13 protein-coding genes are annotated in these 16,834 nt (G+C 62.1%); 2 read left to right on the forward strand and 11 right to left on the reverse strand.

Annotated features, from left to right (window positions below; genetic code table 11):
- Positions 1 to 31 precede the first annotated feature (31 nt).
- The 4 genes from CBI38_RS33720 to CBI38_RS33735 form a co-directional block, all read right to left on the reverse strand.
- Positions 32 to 1,090 (reverse strand): 2,3-butanediol dehydrogenase, encoded by a 1,059-nt coding sequence (locus tag CBI38_RS33720; protein WP_109335811.1) that lies wholly within the window; start codon positions 1,088 to 1,090, stop codon positions 32 to 34.
- On the reverse strand, positions 1,087 to 2,499 hold the full coding sequence (locus CBI38_RS33725; RefSeq protein WP_162603365.1) for an MFS transporter: 1,413 nt from the start codon (positions 2,497 to 2,499) through the stop codon (positions 1,087 to 1,089). Before CBI38_RS33725 ends, CBI38_RS33720 begins: the two co-directional genes overlap by 4 nt.
- 276 nt (positions 2,500 to 2,775) lie before the next feature.
- Positions 2,776 to 3,630: an SDR family NAD(P)-dependent oxidoreductase gene (locus CBI38_RS33730; protein WP_109335813.1), complete on the reverse strand. Its 855-nt coding sequence runs from the start codon at positions 3,628 to 3,630 to the stop codon at positions 2,776 to 2,778.
- A 525-nt stretch (positions 3,631 to 4,155) separates the two neighbouring features.
- Positions 4,156 to 5,094 (reverse strand): recombinase family protein, encoded by a 939-nt coding sequence (locus CBI38_RS33735; RefSeq protein ID WP_109335814.1) that lies wholly within the window; start codon positions 5,092 to 5,094, stop codon positions 4,156 to 4,158.
- Between the two features lie 483 nt (positions 5,095 to 5,577).
- Between CBI38_RS33735 and CBI38_RS33745 the strand changes: the two genes are divergently transcribed.
- Positions 5,578 to 6,408, forward strand: coding sequence for a ribbon-helix-helix domain-containing protein (locus tag CBI38_RS33745; RefSeq protein WP_109335816.1), 831 nt, complete (start codon positions 5,578 to 5,580; stop codon positions 6,406 to 6,408).
- 488 nt (positions 6,409 to 6,896) lie between these two features.
- Here the strand turns inward: CBI38_RS33745 and CBI38_RS33750 are convergent, their stop codons facing one another.
- The 4 genes from CBI38_RS33750 to CBI38_RS39725 all read right to left on the reverse strand — a co-directional run bounded on the left by CBI38_RS33750 (position 6,897) and on the right by CBI38_RS39725 (position 11,405).
- Complete coding sequence (locus CBI38_RS33750; protein WP_109335817.1) at positions 6,897 to 7,733, reverse strand: HNH endonuclease; 837 nt, start codon at positions 7,731 to 7,733, stop codon at positions 6,897 to 6,899.
- Positions 7,734 to 7,735: 2 nt separating this feature from the next.
- Positions 7,736 to 9,664, reverse strand: coding sequence for an AAA family ATPase (locus CBI38_RS33755; RefSeq protein ID WP_204165016.1), 1,929 nt, complete (start codon positions 9,662 to 9,664; stop codon positions 7,736 to 7,738).
- Between the two features lie 674 nt (positions 9,665 to 10,338).
- Positions 10,339 to 11,049 (reverse strand): helix-turn-helix domain-containing protein, encoded by a 711-nt coding sequence (locus CBI38_RS33760; RefSeq protein ID WP_230990315.1) that lies wholly within the window; start codon positions 11,047 to 11,049, stop codon positions 10,339 to 10,341.
- On the reverse strand, positions 11,046 to 11,405 hold the full coding sequence (locus tag CBI38_RS39725) for a hypothetical protein (RefSeq protein ID WP_230990316.1): 360 nt from the start codon (positions 11,403 to 11,405) through the stop codon (positions 11,046 to 11,048). The genes CBI38_RS33760 and CBI38_RS39725 overlap by 4 nt, the downstream gene beginning before the upstream one ends.
- A 113-nt stretch (positions 11,406 to 11,518) precedes the next feature.
- Between CBI38_RS39725 and CBI38_RS33765 the strand changes: the two genes are divergently transcribed.
- Entirely contained in the window at positions 11,519 to 11,812 is a 294-nt protein-coding gene (locus tag CBI38_RS33765) for a hypothetical protein (protein ID WP_162603366.1), read from the forward strand.
- Between the two features lie 799 nt (positions 11,813 to 12,611).
- Here the strand turns inward: CBI38_RS33765 and CBI38_RS33775 are convergent.
- The 3 genes from CBI38_RS33775 to CBI38_RS33785 form a co-directional block, all read right to left on the reverse strand.
- On the reverse strand, positions 12,612 to 13,583 hold the full coding sequence (locus CBI38_RS33775) for an ATP-dependent DNA ligase (RefSeq protein WP_109335820.1): 972 nt from the start codon (positions 13,581 to 13,583) through the stop codon (positions 12,612 to 12,614).
- Between the two features lie 253 nt (positions 13,584 to 13,836).
- Positions 13,837 to 15,969, reverse strand: a complete 2,133-nt coding sequence (locus tag CBI38_RS33780; protein WP_109335821.1) for an alpha/beta hydrolase — start codon at positions 15,967 to 15,969, stop codon at positions 13,837 to 13,839.
- Between the two features lie 307 nt (positions 15,970 to 16,276).
- Entirely contained in the window at positions 16,277 to 16,732 is a 456-nt protein-coding gene (locus CBI38_RS33785; RefSeq protein ID WP_230990432.1) for an N-formylglutamate amidohydrolase, read from the reverse strand.
- Between the last annotated feature and the right edge of the window lie 102 nt (positions 16,733 to 16,834).

The following is a 16,834-nucleotide window of genomic DNA, read 5'->3' on the forward strand; positions in this document are numbered from 1 at the left end:
TGCCCGGTGGACGGTTGGACGGGGGCGCGGTTCAGGGCCGTACCAGCACCTTGATCTCGTCGTGCTTGTCATATGCCAAGCGGTCGAATCCGGCAGTGATCACATCGTCGAGAGCGATGGTGGATGTGATCATGCCCGCCAACGTTTCCGCTCGCGTTGCCGCGTGCGCGACCGCATCGTCGAAGTCCTTGCTGGTGTACGCCAGACTTCCATGTAGGGACACCTCCCGGAACAGTAGGCTGGTTGGATTGAACTCGACGCCGCGTTCCCACGCCGCGATGTTGATAACACGTCCGTGTACACCCGTGATATCGATCGCGACGTGCAGACTGTCTGGAGCGGCGGCAGCGTCGAAACTCGCCCCGACCCGACCGCCACCGGTGATCTCGGCGATCCTGGTGCGAACGTCCTCAGTGAACGGATCGATGACCGTGGTTGCGCCACACCGGGTGGCGGCCGCGGCTCGAGACGCGCCGGGCTCGACTGCAATGATGGACTCAAGGCCCATGGCGCTCAGGACGCTCAGGACCATCAGCCCGATGGGCCCGGCTCCGAAAACCACAGTGTGGTCACCGGGGTGCAGTTCCGCCATCTTGACGGCATGGATGGCGGTCGCCAGCGGTTCGAGCAGCGCTCCGACCGAAGGGAGTACCGAGTCCGGGATAACGTGCGCGTTGCGCTCGTGAATCACATCGAAGGCAGCGAACGCGCCACCGCCGCCGCTGACCCCGTGGAATCCGATACTCTGGCACACGTTGGTCGAGCCCTCCAGACAGGGCGGGCACTGTCCGCACCACAAGGCGGCGTTTGCGGCCACCTGCTGTCCAACCGCGATGCGCTCGACACCCTCGCCCACCGCCACAACCGTGCCGCAGAACTCGTGCCCGAGCACGATCGGCGTCTGCTCGCCGGTGAGTGGATGCGGCGCCTGCACGGGCGTAGAGATCGGACCGCTCTTGTATTCATGGATGTCGGATCCGCAGATTCCGGCCGCTTCGACTGCAACTTTGATCATTCCTGGGCCGGGCTCTGGTTCGGGAATGTCATCGAGACGAATGTCGTTGGCCCCGTAGTAGCGAAGAGCTCTCACTGGGCCAGCTCCTGGTCGCCAGTGGTGTAGCCGTCGCGTTTGGTGTTGACGAAGAAGCCAAGACCGACAGCGATTGCCATTCCGATCGCGTAGACTAAAAAGACACTCGTGTAGCCGCTTTCGACCGACAATGCGCTGTCTGATATCAGTTCTCGGGTCAGGAGTACGGTTCCGATCGCGGCGGCGAGAGCGCCGTAGATCATCTGCAGGATCAACGCCATGCCGGCAGTGATGCCGATTTCCTCATGTTTTGCCTGCATGGCGAACACCGACCAGCCAGCCGGCAGGAACAACGCCACCCCGACGCCGAACATCGCTGCGTACGCGTACATCTGCCACAGTTCGGACTTGAAAGCCGCCATCAATATGAACTGGAGTGTCAAGATTGCTGATCCGGTGATCAGCACCCATTTCGGCCCGACGACGTGCATCAGCCGCCCGACGACGGGGCCGAGAAGAGTGACCAGAATCCCGACAGGGATGAGGATTAGGCCAGACTCGAAGACGCTGACTCCGAAGCCGTATCCAGTCTGTTCGGGTGGTGCTTGTGCGAACGCTGAGGCTGTCAGGTAGTAGCCGTAGGCAAGCAGGCCGATGCATGCGGTCGCGTAGTAGCCGACGAGTGCGTTACCGCGGAGCATCCGGAGCGGGATGAGCGGGTTGTCCGAGGTCAATTCGAAGCGCAACCAGCATGCGAAAGCGACGATTGCGAACATCAAGACCCCAAGCGCCGACCAGGAAGCCCAACCCCAAGAGTTGCCGAGGCTCAGGTACAGGCAGATCGGCAGTACCCAGGCGCCGATCAGCACCGACGACAAGAACGGAATTCGAACGTTGCGCCACCCCTGAGTGTGTGGAATGGCCAACAGCATCAGGACGCAGGCGGCTGCCAGGACTGCGGTTACCCAGAAGACCGTAGTCAAGCTCGATCCCTGGTCGATGAGGAAGCCGGCCAATAGGAAGGAGGGGACGACACCGAGTCCGTTGCCGAGTGTCACCATCCCCATGCCCATCTGCATCTGCTTCGCTGTTCCCAGCGATTTGAGGATCGCGATACCCATCGCTGCTGCGATGTTGATGCCGACGAGAGCGCGCCCGAATAGCATCAATGCGGGGAAGTGCCACGCCAGCGCCAGGGCGCACAGGGCGTTCCCGATCAGGACCGCGGTCGCCGCGATGACGTAGATTTTCTTCGGTCCGATCCGGTCAGCGAGCCGGCACAGAGGGCCGGTCAGAATGGCTCCAGAGATTAAGGCCGAGAGGACGATCCACGTCGTGACGGTGGCTGATACATCCAGCGATGTTGACAGCAATCCCATTAGCGGGATGACCATCAGTTGTTGGATCTCGAACGACGCTGCGACGACGGCGAGGATCGTTGCGGTGAGCCAGAACTGCTTCGAGGTCAAGCCCTCGGTGGGTGGCAGGGAAGGATCTACAGTACGCCGGTCCCGCGGCTGTGCTGTAGTACCGTGGTCAAGCATCTAATGACCTGGCCTTTCGATTGGGTTGCGTCGGTCACCGGATGACCCGCGCGTGTAGGGTGCTGCGGCGCAGAGCGACTGCGGTCAGGCTGTTCAACAAAAACTCGGGAAGTGATTGGCTAACAGTCAGTTGAAGGCTATGGAGGACATCACTGCGGCGATAGTCCACCGAAGTGGGCATTTCGGCCGACGATTCCCCGGCTACCGACTGGAGAGGAATTCCTCGGCCGCGGCGACCACGTCTGTGGCGAACGCTCCGAGCGTCACGTTTGTGGCACCACCGTCGACCGGAATCAGGGTTCCGTTCACATAGCGGGACAGATCGCTCGCGAGAAATGTTGCGACCGCTGCGATATCGTCCGGGAAACCCACTCGGCGGGACGGCTGGCCGGCGCTCAGACGGTCAGCGAGGAACTCAAGGAATTCGTCGGCGTCGGAGTCGGGTACCCCGAACGTGCGGGACATGATCGGGGTCATGATGATCCCTGGGGCGATCGCGTTGGAGCGGATACCCGACGGACCCAGCTCGGCGGCAGCCTGGCGTACCAGTCCAACAACGGCGTGTTTCGCCGTCGTGTAACCGGTTGTGCTCCACCCACCCTGGATGGCTGCGGCACTGGCCGTGGAGATAATACTGCCCGACGATTGCTGGCTTATGAACTGTCGCGCCGCGTGCTTGTGTCCGAGCAATACCGACCGTGTCAGAAGCGCCAGGGTGTGGTCGAAACCATCCGGGTTCGCGTCGACAATGGGTGATGGATCGCCCTGCGCACCGGCGTTGTTGACCATGATGTCGAGCTTTCCGAACGTGCTCACTGCGGTAGCGATCGCGTCGGCGATGTCGGACTCGGCGGTGACGTCGGTGTGCGCGTACTGGCATGAATCACCCAGCGCATCTGCCAGGGCGGTACCTCCGGCGTCGCTGATGTCAGTGAGCAGCACGGCGGCGCCCTGGGCGACGAAGTGCTCGGCTATCGAGCGTCCGATGCCGCTCGCGGCCCCGGTGACGACTGCGACCTTCCCGTCGAGGAGGCCGTTCTGGATTTGATGTGACATTCGTGGCTCCTTTGCCCGGTGACGGTCGAAGCTGCCCGCATGGACGGCCTGACCTCGCGAAACGCTAACATTGCAATGAGGCGCACCGTAGTCCTCTAAAGTAGACATTGGTGACGCGAGTCACGTGCGCGGTGCGAGGGCGGACGCCGTCATCCGTGGCTACGTAGCTAAAAGCAGACCGCAGGTGAATACCCGCAGCGACGGCAGCGGCGGACCCTTACCGCCAGCCGTCGTATTCGCAGACCATGCGAATAACCAACTAACGATTTGACATAATATCAGTTATCGGCTAGTGAAAGTAGTTGGGGGAGCGGGCCTTTCAGTTCCTCGGCCGTCCTTGATCTGAGCGTTCGTCGAGCATGTTGCGCAGCATGTCGGTGACCTGGTGCTCGTCGCGGAAGCCGCCATAGCTGCCTTACCGCAGCCCCGTTGCGGCACAGCTATCGCGACATCTCAACGGTATGGTCCCAGTGGCGGCCAGTTCGGCTTGGCGGCAACGGGTAGGCCAGCGTGGTCGCCCAGGGATCACTGAGCGGCATATGTGTGGCCCGGACATAAGAGATCTGGGGTGACTGCCCATTCCGCTGCAGTGAGCCATCGTCGAACGGGCTCGGTCAGGTTGCCGTTCTTCGCTTGTTCGGCGAGCGCGCCGGCGAGGATGGGTCCGTCGCCGCAGACGCTGCAGGCGATGTCGAATGCCGGTTGCCCGGGTTCGCAATGCCGACAGTGGTGCCGGCTGAGGACCCTCCCCGGGTGGTGGGGATCGGCGTGGAGCCACGTCACCGCGAGGTCGGCACGTTGGTGCGCTGCCTCGGCGCGAGTGGTCGGCTCATATCCGCAGGATGGGCACGTCCGAGACGGGCGGACAGGAGGATCGGCGACCACGGCGCTCTCCTGCGCGACCGGTGCCCGGCGTGTGTTCAGATGCCCATAGACCGTGGTGCGCGGCACCTTCAGCATGCCCGCGATCTGCGCGACGGTGTGCTCGCCGGCGCCGTAGAGGCGTTGAGCGAGTTCGATCTGATCCGGGCTGAGCTTCGACGGACGGCCGCCCTTGCGGCCGCGGGCGCGGGCGGCCGCGAGGCCGTCACGGGTGTTCGCCACGATCAGCTCGCGCTGAAGCTCGGCGAGGACCGACAACATGCCGCACATGGCGCGGCCCTCGGCGGTGGCGGTATCGATGCCCTGCTCGAGCACCTTCAGGCCGATGCCGCGCTCACGGAGCTCGGCACCGAGGGTGACCAGGTGCAGCACCGACCGTCCGAGCCGGTCGAGCCGGGTGATCACCAGGACATCGCCCTCGCGTAGCCGCGCCAACGCCAGATCCAGCTCGGGACGTGACGCCTTAGCCCCACCCGCATGGTCGATGTGGACGTTCTCGGCGGCCACCCCGGCGCGGACCAAAGCATCGATCTGATGGTTGGGGTTCTCGTCTGCACTGGAGCGGGCGTAACCAATCAGCATGTGTCGACAATACGCAGACGGAGGGTTTATCGACACAGTTTTCGACATTGGTTCTCGACGCCCGTGAGCTCGCGAATGTGCTGTTCGGGGCGGATATCGGAGACGAATCGATTATCGTCAGCCCGGGTCTTGGCTAGCTTGTAGTCGCCCTCGCCTAAGGTCGCTGTTCAGCTCGTAGACCTTCTCTTCCTCCAGTCGGATGCCGGGGTGCCGACCGGCTCGGTGAGCATGATGTCCGCACTTACTGGATAGTCCGTGATCGGCAGCGGATCCACGAGGTACTTTGCCGACTCGCCAGTTGCGGCCGCGCCACTCCCCTGTCGGTGGCGATCCGTAGACTCGAATTCGTTCTGGTGCATCCCCCCATTCATGTTTCCGGAACACCCCTTGTGCCCCAGCGTCACAGATGCTGGGGCACAACTATGCGCATCGGCGGTGGTCGGCGGTCGGCGGTCGGCGGTCGGCGGACGAGAAGAGCGATAAATGACTGAGTCGAGGCCAGGGCGGATCCCGGTGGGCGATCCCATCGCGCTGCGCTTCGACCCAGAAACCAAACACCGACTCGACGAGATGGCCGAGGGCATCGGCCCGCGCCGGTTCGGGGCGCTGATCCGCGTCGCCTGCCGGCGACTGGTCACCCAGCCCAAAGCCGTCCCCAACCGTCTCGAGGAAGCGCGGCGACTCTCGGCAGTCCGGCGGGCGATCCCGCTGGTCATGCTCACGCTCAAGCTGGAACCGGACACAGTGCGGAAGTTCACGGCGCTGGCCGTCGAGTACGACACCACGGTCAGCGCACTCATGCGGATTGCCCTGCACCGATTCCTGGAAACCCCAGGCCGCTACAAACATCCCATGCTCCGCGAGGCAGAGCGGACCGGACTCTCCGACAAGGTCGAGGGCATGGTCAACCCCTCGGCCAAGCACCAGATCTGGCGTCTCGCCGGCCGACACGGGGACAAGCTCAACACCGCGCTTCTCCAGGTTGCTCTTCGCCGCCTACTCGGTAAGCCCGGTGACCTCACCGCAGACCTGGAGAACATCGCACCGCTGCGCGATCTTCGGCCCGAAATCTATCCGGCCAGGGTGAATGTGCACTTCGACGAGCCCCTGCGCGACAGGCTCGACACCTTGGCCGCCCGGCTGGGGTCCGATCGTGCCGAGTTGATGCGTCTGGCCGCGGAGCGTGTGCTCGAGGCCCCCGGCATGATCGAACAGGCTGTGAACGGCGAGATCTTCCGCAGCGAGAAGAACAGAGCGCATCTCATGGCCCGCCACGCCCGCCGCCAGGCGCGACGCCGCACACAGCCCGACTGATCAACCGGACACCCTTCCGCTTCACACGAACTGGTCGACTGCAGCTGCTGGTCAGTAATGCCGGGGCGGGGTGGCGTGTCGATGTACCCACCTCCGGCGGGCCACCTGCGGTGTTCCCTCAAGTCGAGCTGCGCTGTGCTCCCGCCCGTGAGATCGTTCACGTGCGCGCGTGTGAGGTCGGCGGCACGCACGGGATGCCGCCGCACGTCACAGGTGACCGCAGAATGGCGCTCAGCCCGTTTTGCCTTGTCGGCGGACACAGCCAAGTCGTCGGCTGACCGCCCGGCCCAACCGCCTAACGGGCAGTCTGGAGACTGCGAATACGACCACGCGCGGTAGCACTCCTCTTCGGTTGCTGTCGCTGAGGGCATTCCATGGTGGCACCCACCTGCACGGTCCCAAAGGATGGGGTAAGGCGGTGACGTCTCGGTGCGCAGTTTCTGGAGTAGAACCGACCAGGCCGATTATCGGGGGCCCGCCAATCGAGGCTAGACGAGACAAGTGGTCGCCGAAACAGGATCTTGCGTAAATTCAGCACAATTAATTAGACCCTCGTAAACCGCAACCTTCCAAAATGACACGCCGAAATTCTTTACGATAGATGACTTACACCTATTAAGTTGAACCAGCAGTTCAGCAGTCCCTCCTATTTCAAACAATTCACGGAATAAATCGATCTTCTCAAGAAGCTCATTCAGCGCTCCGATGCTAAACGAGTCACGCAATTCAAGCGTATCTAAGTGAAACTCTACGCATTGGCGGACTTCTGGGTCCAGGCTACTACTTCCCTCAAAATCGAAGTAGGGCGTACCATCTTCGACTGTCACAATGCACGTCAACAAGGGAGAACACGCCAAAGGGGATGTGGAAGGATAGATATATCGCCGGCCAGGCACACCTACGCCATCCCGCTTTTTTTGATTGCAACGTGGACACGCCGCGATCAGGTTATCTATTAGTATGCTGTACTCAGGGAATTTCTCCTTGGGCAGGAAGTGATCAATCGTCGAAACATCGTTTCTTCCGCAGAAGGCGCATAGCCCGTTTCTCGCCGATGCTAGAATTTCATCGCGTAGAGACGCTAGCGGCCGCCCACGGCTAAGCAAGTCATAGTTACTTATCAGTGCCTTTCGCTCCGCAGGGCCAAGGGGCAGTTCATCGTTGTAATCCCACGGCGCCTCTCGCAGCTTAGGGTAGTCCGTGTAATGTTTAAAAACTCGACTGCGAAGACCCTCGATCAGGGCCTTGTTCGCAGCAGATCTATGTGACGCTGCAAGATCATAGTCCGTTTCCGGTTTGCGGATAACCGGATTTCTATGCCACATGCTTACCGTGTCCTTGCGTTTCTGCGGGATAAGGTAAGCAAGTATGCGCGCGCGTTACTACTAAGCTCGCCATCGAAAACCGCCTCAATCTGTTCAATGGTTAGCTCGCGTGACAACCGCTGAAGAACTGAATGGTAGTCAGATCGCGCACTGTCCAACCCGAATGATTCTCGGGTAAGCGTTGCAATATTCTCGCCAAACGTTTCTCCTGTTGGACTTGATACCTGGGAAATGCTTCCAAATCTGGAGATTATATGCACGTACTTCCTGGGGATCTCTTGCAGAACAACAGGAGAATGTGTAGCAACCACCGCATATGAATCAAATTCATTAAGCACTAAAGTCAACGATTGAATAAAGGCTGCGAGGAGGGAGGGATGCAGGTGAGACTCAGGTTCATCGATCAGTACAAGTGAATTTGGATCACACCTGGAGATCAACTGCGTGAGAACATTAAGTACGATCTTATGACCTGTGCTGAATGTTTGAAAGTGGTTGACCCATTGATCGATGTCATCAAAGCTTAATTCTTCGACAATCCCGGGGCGCCCAAAAGATGGATCCTCAAACAAGATTTCAAGCGCGCGTGCCAGCACCGGCTGGCGACGAGGTGTGCTTGCAGTACTTAGTGCAGCGACAAATTCCTTAGTAATGCTGTCGATTGACTTCAGTGAATTCGGTGTATCTTGAGACGCGAAGTAATTCTCCCGTAAGCCAAAATAGGAATATCCAAATACTTCACCGTGTTCAAGTAACTGTTGGGCGGCCTGCTGCCTCTCGGCGCTCCCAAGGATGTGATCTGGGAGAGTGAAAGTATCGAATGCGCTATACGAGACGGTGATTACCGAACTGAATAGGATAGACGAGTTGGATAATATGGATCCGTACTGGCGTTCGTCAGCGTCTTGGTGATTCCCAGTCGTTGCGGCGAGGGCCAGGTTTGCCAGAAGCTGAGTCTTTCCACTGCCATTGTAACCGATTACGGCATTGATCCTGGATGGTATAGGAGACGTTGTGCTAAATAAGAAGTGTGTTTGAAACCAGTTTCCCCCGACGCTGGTCTCAAAAGTGAAGCTTCTTTCATCATTTGAGCGTTTGCGTTGCTGTGAAAAAATCGACGGAGCGTCCAGTAAGGCCCTTTTTGCCGAACTCATCCGCGCTAGTGATGTAGACCAAACTTTCTGCTGCTGGGCCCTTTTTAAGATACTTGCGTCCAGCACCGTATCGCGTAGTCCTCGCAGTATCCGTTCATGAACTTGAACGCCTAGCAACTTCAAATTTTCGTAGTAAGAGAAGTTCTGGCCTAAGGAAAAGTATTCGGGAGGCAAGGCCTGAAAGGGCTCATCGGGGATACCGATCCTCCCTGTGTACTGCCCATGTCTAGCAATCTTTACGAATCCAATTGTATATTGAGACTTAGCGTCCAGATGCACGGTCAGGTGGAATAGCGACTTTACCCCAAAGTCGTCCCAATCATCAGAACGGAGTACCGCAAACGGAAACTCTTGTATTAGGACCGGTTGATCTCGATCTACGGAAATGAACGTTAGTTCCCCAAGGGAAACCTTACGCCAACGATATTCGGTGGACTGTGTTACGGTCGTCTTTGGAAATATGAACGGTTTCAGGTGCGGGCGGTCGGCTCCTGGCGGATGCACGACAAGCGTCACGTTGGCACCCGCGGCATCAAGTTGAATGACCATGCCCTCAGCGTGGGGGCGTTTGCGACTCAGATAGTCGACCAGAGCATCTTCGATGTGTCTTACCGATTCGGCCTCTTGTTCGGGCGATACGATAATTGCGACGACAGTTGCCCGTCGAGCGCGTCCCGATTGTTCGAGACGGACACTGATGTTTCGAGCAAGATCCACAGTGGCGCTATAGGCCGTTAAGCCTGGGACATCAACGACTTTCTCAATAAACTCGTCCAAGGGGCGGTACTTGGCATTGCTCGTAGAGGAAGGGTCGATTGCCCTGATTCTTCGCCATAGGCCGTGTTCGATCGACTCTGGCTTCCCGTTGGACATGCGGCGATGTTAACGTGTCGCTTCACTACTCTGCCTATATGCATTCCCCACTGCTCTACGAGAAGCGGAGATGACCTGTGTACGCGAGTGCCGCAGGTGCGTCTAGTCTCGCATTCTTGCGCTGATCGACGGCGGCCCGAGGTAAAGGCCCGCGAGGTGGTGTACGACGTCGTCGCGGGATTTGTGAGTGTGTGGCGTAACGGTTCCATGAGGGATCGTTGTCAGGACCGGTGTCGATGCCTGGAACTGACTCACGCGTGATTTGGTCACCCGTCTGGGCTGGCGTGCGAAGGACCCGTCGCTTGCGGGCGTCGGCGGCTCGCTCTGCCTGCTGACCTGATCAGAAGCCTGTCCGTCTGTAATCGAGTAGTGCAAGCTACGGCGCCGGCCACGGGCCCAGCGGAGGAGTGAAGCGCCCGATGACCCGACGCGGGCACCCGCGGGGTAGTTCTCGGACCCAACAGCAAGCCGCAGCGCGGCCGAGGTGTGGCGCCACGTCCCCCCGTGCAAGGGTGAGCGCGTCGTTGTGGTGGTGCCGTCCGGTTTCGCGCGGCGCCGCCGGCCACCACGGCTGCGGGCTATCCCGTTCCCGCTACCCGCGTCAACAGTGCATTCCTACCGGTCGACCCCGTCTTGGCGAGCAAGGACTTCACGTGGTCGTTGACTGTGTGCTCCGACACCACCAGGCGCGCGGCGACGGTGTGCGAGTCCGCTCCCATGGCGAGCTGCTCGAGCACCTGACGTTCACGCGGGGTAACCCCGTGCGCGAGCGCGAACACCTCCAGTCGCTCCATGGGGGTGCTCGCCTCGATGCTGACGGCGATGTCGCCTTCGCCCGCCCCAGTCGGGCTGATGCGCGCGGCGCGCAGGGTGACCCATCGGCCGAAACCGAGGTGCACCCGCGACCATGGCGGCCCGACGGGAACTTTCTGCTCCTCCGCAACGAGGGCGGCCGCGACATTGTAGGCGGCCGCCGGAACGGTCGGAATCGGATCGTCGGGAGGGTTCAGCCGGTAGAGCGCCTCCGTTGCCGCGGAGGTCTGCAGCCGAACCTGCAGGTCCGGGCTCAGCATCACGACAGCGGGCCCGCCGATGGGCGTCGGTGCACTGTCCGCGACGAAAGTGCGGGCCTGCGCTCGGCGCAGCCCCTCGGTGACCGGAGCGGTGAGCGCGGCGAGGAATGCGCCGTCAGCGCGCGTGAACGGCACAGCCGGGCCGTACCGCCACAGATCGAGCCACGCCCAGCACCCGAATCGATCCCAGAACACCACCGCCGCAACATCGATCACCCCGAGCCCCCGTTGGTCTCGCGCCACAGGGCCGACGCCGTCAGGTCGCCCCCGGTGCTCTCGTGCAGCAGGGCGACGGCTGTACCGGCATCCATCAGATCGGCCCAGCGGTTCAGTCGGGTCAGGTACCGCCACCGGCCCAGCCGGGGCAGATTCGGCCACTGCAGTCCGGGAACGTCGGCCAGCGGAGAGGTTCCGACCCGCGAGACGGGATCGGTCAGCAGCCACACGTGCGCGTCGAACGGCACGACTCGACGAATCTCGGCCAGCACCTGCTCACGTAATGCCTTCACGGTGAGCGTGCCCGCGCAAAGCCGCTCGATGCGCCCCAGCGCCACATTCTCCCGGGTGTACACAGTCGAAGCCTACGACCGCGAACATGAGGATCCCCAAGATCGGGGATGGGAACCGAGCTGCCGACAACCGATGCTCGAAGCGTCAGGAAAACACCCCAACCGAGGAGGACACCATGTTTGCACTGCACATCGAGAACAAGGTCGAAAACTACGAAAACTGGAAGACGGGGTTCGACACGTACAACGACTTCCGGCGAGACAACGGCGTGCTCGCTTACCGCGTCTCGCGCCACGCGCACGACCCGCACCTGGTCTACGTCGATCTCGACTTCGCGACCCGAGACGAGGCGGCAGCGTTCATCGAACATCTCGACGAAATACGGCGGACACCGCAATCACGGGCGGCCGTGCTCAGTTACCAGCCTCCGGAGCTGCGGGACGTCACCGACCAGCGCACACTGCGCTGACTCGCCACACGCACTGGTCACGGTACGTCTCCGGAAGAGCAGCAGCGCTTCACGGCGACCGGTGAGCTACCTCCGGTCAACCTCGCGAATCGGCACTACCCAGCTTCGATCACATCCCCCGTGACCGCGAGAGAGGAGCGTCGTCCGAGCTGCGGCGGTTCCGGCCGAAGCAACTTCCCCCGCGTCTAGCGGCCTTACGGGTCACGCTCACCGCAGCCTCACCCGCCGAACCCGACGACCCTCTCGGCCGAACGCATACTGGTTACGCCCCAGGTCTCGCGCCGAACGAACTCTGGGAGCGTGGCCGGGGGATCTGGAAGTTCCGGGCAGATCACGTCGCCGCCTCGAAGATCATCCTTCTGGTCCACGACAAGACCGTTGTGCTGGTTGCGTCGATCACCGGACTGACCCTGCACCGCGGGTCTGGCCATCCTCGGTGAGCCACTCACCGATCACCCTCTCATCGGACGGTAGGCCGGACCCGCTGCATACACCGAATCCCCTCGCTCACGGCGTCATCACTCAGTGACAGGCCCCGTGAGCAGCTGAACCGTCGGAAGCGGCAGGGGCCCCGCCGGAATACCACCAGCTCGGCCCATGTTGAAGAGGGCGACGGTGGCGCTCATACCCCGGGTACCACACCAGAAAAGTCGCTGCGAGCGACCACTTGCCGAGAGGCGATATGGCGTCACTGTCACCCCCGAGCCGGGTAAGACCTACATTGCGTAGCGTTCCCAGGCGTAGGGGATGAGGAGCCGCTGACGCCGGGGAAGGTGTCGGCGGCTTTCCTCTGGCCGGTCTACAGATCCTCCACCCGCACCGATCGAGAATCGACGTCGAAGCGCCGGCCCTTCAGAGAGGGATGCCGCAGCCCACCCGCCGTGTGCGCCCTGTAGGCGACGTCCACGACCAGCCGAGGAGTCAGCCACTGAACCCCAGGGAAGATCTCCGCGGCCGCTGACGGGTCCGTGAGAGGGCTGCTAGGGCGCTCGAGCGGCCGGAAGTCCTCCCGGAGCTGTCGGCGCATCGGCACCGTGAGTCCGGAGGAGACGGAACCCACCTGGACCAACCGTCCTTCGGCGTCGTACGCTCCGAGGATCAGCGCCGCGACCGATCGGCTCGAGCCGACGAAGCCGATCACCAAAACCGAACTGCGCATGCGGATTGCGTGTTTGATCCAGGATCTGCTCCGCTGGCCCGGAAGGTAGATCGATGCCGATCGTTTGGCCAAAATGCCCTCCATGCCAGCGCTTTTCGCTGCATTGAGCATGATTTTGCTGCTTTGATTCTCCCAGTGCGGAGGGACGGTAATAGGCAGGCCGCCGACGTCCTGGATGATCGAATCCAGCCCGGCCAGCTCCGCTCGCCGATCCAGGTACGACTCGCTCATGAGATCCAGGTCGCCGAGCACCAGGACGTCAAACGGTAGAAATGTCACAGGTATTCGCCGTTGCAGCGGCTTCGTCGCATGGGCAACCCCCATCCTGCGCTGGAGCAGTCCGAACGAGGGCTTGCCGTGATCGAGCACGACAACCTCCCCGTCGAGAACGATGCGCCCGCGGGCGCCGAACGCCGCTGCCAATGCCTCGGCGATCTCGGGATACGAGGGCGTCACCACGTTCATGGCGCGGGTCCACAGCACCGGCTCGCGCCCGCCGCCCACCGAGACCAGCATCCGGCACCCGTCGTACTTCATCTCGAAACTCCACGGGCGGTCCGTGTTGTCCGGGAGGGAGCCGGCCGTGGCCAGCATGGGCGCGATCAGCCGCATACGCCCGATTGTGCCCGTGACCTGGGAGCTACGCAGGGGCTTACCTGGTGACGTTGGCGCCCGGTCGCGTATGGCGCGAATTGGGCCCGACCTCTCCTCCTCTGCCACGTTGATCACGGCCGGAGTATCGGCGCGTGGGGCGTAGGTGCCGGCTATCACGCAAGGAAGTCGTTCGGCTGTGTCAGAAATGGCGCCACGACGCAGTCGGTCTCGACCACAGGACGGGTCGCTTCGAGGGGCTGCGCAGTGTCGGTCAGGGGGGGTTCACGTTGCCGTCGCAGTCGATGGTGAATCGTCCGGTGGTCTTGCCCTTGAATGTGGCGGAGCGGACCCATTCGATGATGGCGTCGGCTACGGCTTTGTGGGGACCTTCCCAGGTTGGTGCTGTTTCGTAGTGCAGGAAGTGGCTGGCGCAGCCGAGTTCGATGAGGACTTTCTGCTCGGTGGTGAGGGCGTCGTAGAGGTGGGGGGCGTTGGCTGGGAGGACGGAACGGTCTTCGGTGCCGTGGAGGACGAGGGTGGGGATGGTGATCGCCGCGGCAACGTCTTTGTTCCAGCCTGAGACGGTGAATGTGGGTGAACGTACGAAGCCGGCGGGTGTGGTGACACTGCCGCCCCATTTGGCGCCGACAGCGTCGAGGAGTTGGGCCTGTTTCGCGAGGGCTTTGTCGGCACCAGGTGGGATTCGGTCGGCGGAGGGGGTGTCCCAGCCCACGGTGTTGAGAACGAGCGGAAACGATGTGGACGTTTCGATGTCGTCGAGATCGGCCTCGTCGGTGGGGTAGTCGACGGGTCCTGTCGGGAGGGTGTCGAACAGGGACGCCATGAAGATGAGGCGGTCGATGCGGTCGGCGGCGGTGATACCGAGTTGCTGAAGGGTTCTGCCGACGCGGGGGCCACCGAACGAGTATCCGAGGAGGGAGACGGTGGGTAGTCCGGTTTTGATGAGCGCGTCGTTGATGACCTGGCGGATGTCTCTCGCCCAGAGGGCGGTGGTGCCGAAATACGTTGCGCTGGAATGGTTTGCGTAGGAGGTGCCGAGAGGGTTCGGCTGGAGCCTTTTCTGCTGGTCGAGCGGGAAGATGAACTTGTTGCGGCTGCGGTCGCATTGGTCGATGGTGGGGTCCCCGGTGGGCGTGCATTCGGGGCGGCTGGCGTTCTTGGGGTCGTCGAGGCTCAGTCGCGTGGAGAGGGCATATCCGAGGAGGTCGGGGGCAAAGGTGTCGATGCCGGCGTGCGCGAGGGCTTCTTGGAGGCTGAGTGGGCCGGTGGCGGGAGTTGTGTGTTGCAGGTCGAAGGAGGTCGATCCGCCAAGGGTTCGGCCGTGAACGAGAACGATTGCTCTGGCGGGCTTACAGTCGCTGTTGGCGTAGGTGGGGCTGACGCGATGTACCCGCAATGACGCGTGAACTGAGTCGAACTGCCTGTCGGGCATGAGGCCTGGGGGGATCTTGAAGTTGAGACGGTAGTCGGTATGGATGATGCCGGTTTGCACACACGGGGCGGGGAGGTGGTGCATCGTTCCGCGTACACCCTTAACGTGCCACCCCGGGGGACCCACCCTGACCGGGTCGTCGTTCGCGTCGACGACGGTCGCGAAGCCCACCCACTTGTGGCCGTCCATGTGCCAGATCTGCAGCTCCTTGGTGCCGTCGAGATCATGCCAGAGAATGTCGTCTCCGCCGGGGCCGCCGAAGTGACCGACACCCATCACATGCCACCCCGGGGGGCCCACCCTGACTGGGTCGTCGTTCGCGTCGACGACGGTCGCGAAGCCCACCCACTTGTGGCCGTCCATGTGCCAGATCTGCAGCTCCTTGGTGCCGTCGAGATCATGCCAGAGAATGCCATTAGTGCTGCTGCCGCCGAAGTCACCGACACCCACCACATGCCACCCCGGGGGACCCACCCTGACCGGGTCGTCGTTCGCGTCGACGACGGTCGCGAAGCCCACCCACTTGTGGCCGTCCATGTGCCAGATCTGCAGCTCCTTGGTGCCGTCGATGTCGTGCCAGAGAATATCGGAGCTGCCGCTACCGCCGGGGCCGCCGAAGCGACCGACACCCACCACATGCCACCCCGGGGGACCCACCCTGACCGGCTGGTTGTTCTTGTCGACAACGGGCTTCACGTCCACCCTCCGGTGGCCGTTCATGAACCAGATCTGCAGCCCGCGGTTGCCGTCGATGTCATGCCAGAGAATGTCGGAGCCGCTGCTGCCGCCGAAGTCACCGACACCCACCACATGCCACCCCGGGGGACCCACCCTGACCGGCTGCCCGTTCTCGTCGACAACGGTCTCCACACGCACCCACCGGTGGCGGTCCATGAGCCAGATCTGCAGTTCCTGGATGCCGTCGACGTCATGCCAAAATATGCCCGCCACGGTTGCATCTCCTCAGGTGGAACCAAAACCCATTCATCGATGTAAACGTCCGAGGTACGAATTCCAGAGTCGTGCGTGCATCGAGTCGTACCTGCACACTTCGCAACAGGCCAGTTCTAAGCCTGATGCCTGAAGAGCCGTAAACCACCAAGACCAGTCTGTTTGATTATCCCTCGCCAGAGCCGAACATGGAACCCGGCACGGTGGTCCGTCACGTTCACGGTCCGCTCAGAAGAGGGCGACCTGATGTTCGTCCGCAGGGGCGTTCTGACGCTGTCCGACTGGATGGACGGCACCTGTCGGTGGGTCAGGCGGTGGTGACGATCCGAATCTCAGGATCGGTATCGCCTGCCCGCAGGCGGTAGTGCGGACATCCAACGACTTGGCGAGGCGCCCGGATCGCCTGCCAGTCGGCGCCGAGGTAGAGCCGGTAGGCCAGCTGCCCGTCCCGGTGCTCACCGGTGTCCGGGTCGACGGCGCCGAGGAAATACCCCTGCGCCGCGTCGACATCTGCGAAGATCGCCCGCGCCCACTCACCCGGCTCGGTGACCGGGAGATAACGCGGTCGCCCCGTTGCGGCGTCGACGATGTACACGAGCACGGTGACCACGAACCCCGATGCCGCCGGCACCCACTCCTCGGCCGCCACATCGAACACCGTGAGCCACGTGTGGATCCGCAGCTCGACGTTCGTGCCGGTCCGGGCAGGCACGGTGATCACGTGCGGATCCGCAGAACCCAATGCGGTCAAGGACGGCAGCACCGGGGGATGCTCGGCGGAGAGGTCGTCGGAGGGAGCGGACACCAGCAAAGACTACGGATCTATCCCGCAAGGGTCGGCCTGAGCGCCCCGTGGACGACGCCC

The organism is Rhodococcus oxybenzonivorans, assembly GCF_003130705.1.
GTDB lineage: Bacteria > Actinomycetota > Actinomycetes > Mycobacteriales > Mycobacteriaceae > Rhodococcus_F > Rhodococcus_F oxybenzonivorans.

Coding starts and splice junctions, on each gene's coding strand:
- CBI38_RS33775 (WP_109335820.1), bottom strand. CDS start 13,583: ATGCGGCTGATCGCGCCCATGCTGGCCACGGCCGGCTCCCTCCCGGAC.
- CBI38_RS33765 (WP_162603366.1), top strand. CDS start 11,519: ATGTTTGCACTGCACATCGAGAACAAGGTCGAAAACTACGAAAACTGG.
- CBI38_RS33730 (WP_109335813.1), bottom strand. CDS start 3,630: ATGTCACATCAAATCCAGAACGGCCTCCTCGACGGGAAGGTCGCAGTC.
- CBI38_RS33735 (WP_109335814.1), bottom strand. CDS start 5,094: ATGCTGATTGGTTACGCCCGCTCCAGTGCAGACGAGAACCCCAACCAT.
- CBI38_RS33750 (WP_109335817.1), bottom strand. CDS start 7,733: ATGTGGCATAGAAATCCGGTTATCCGCAAACCGGAAACGGACTATGAT.
- CBI38_RS33745 (WP_109335816.1), top strand. CDS start 5,578: ATGACTGAGTCGAGGCCAGGGCGGATCCCGGTGGGCGATCCCATCGCG.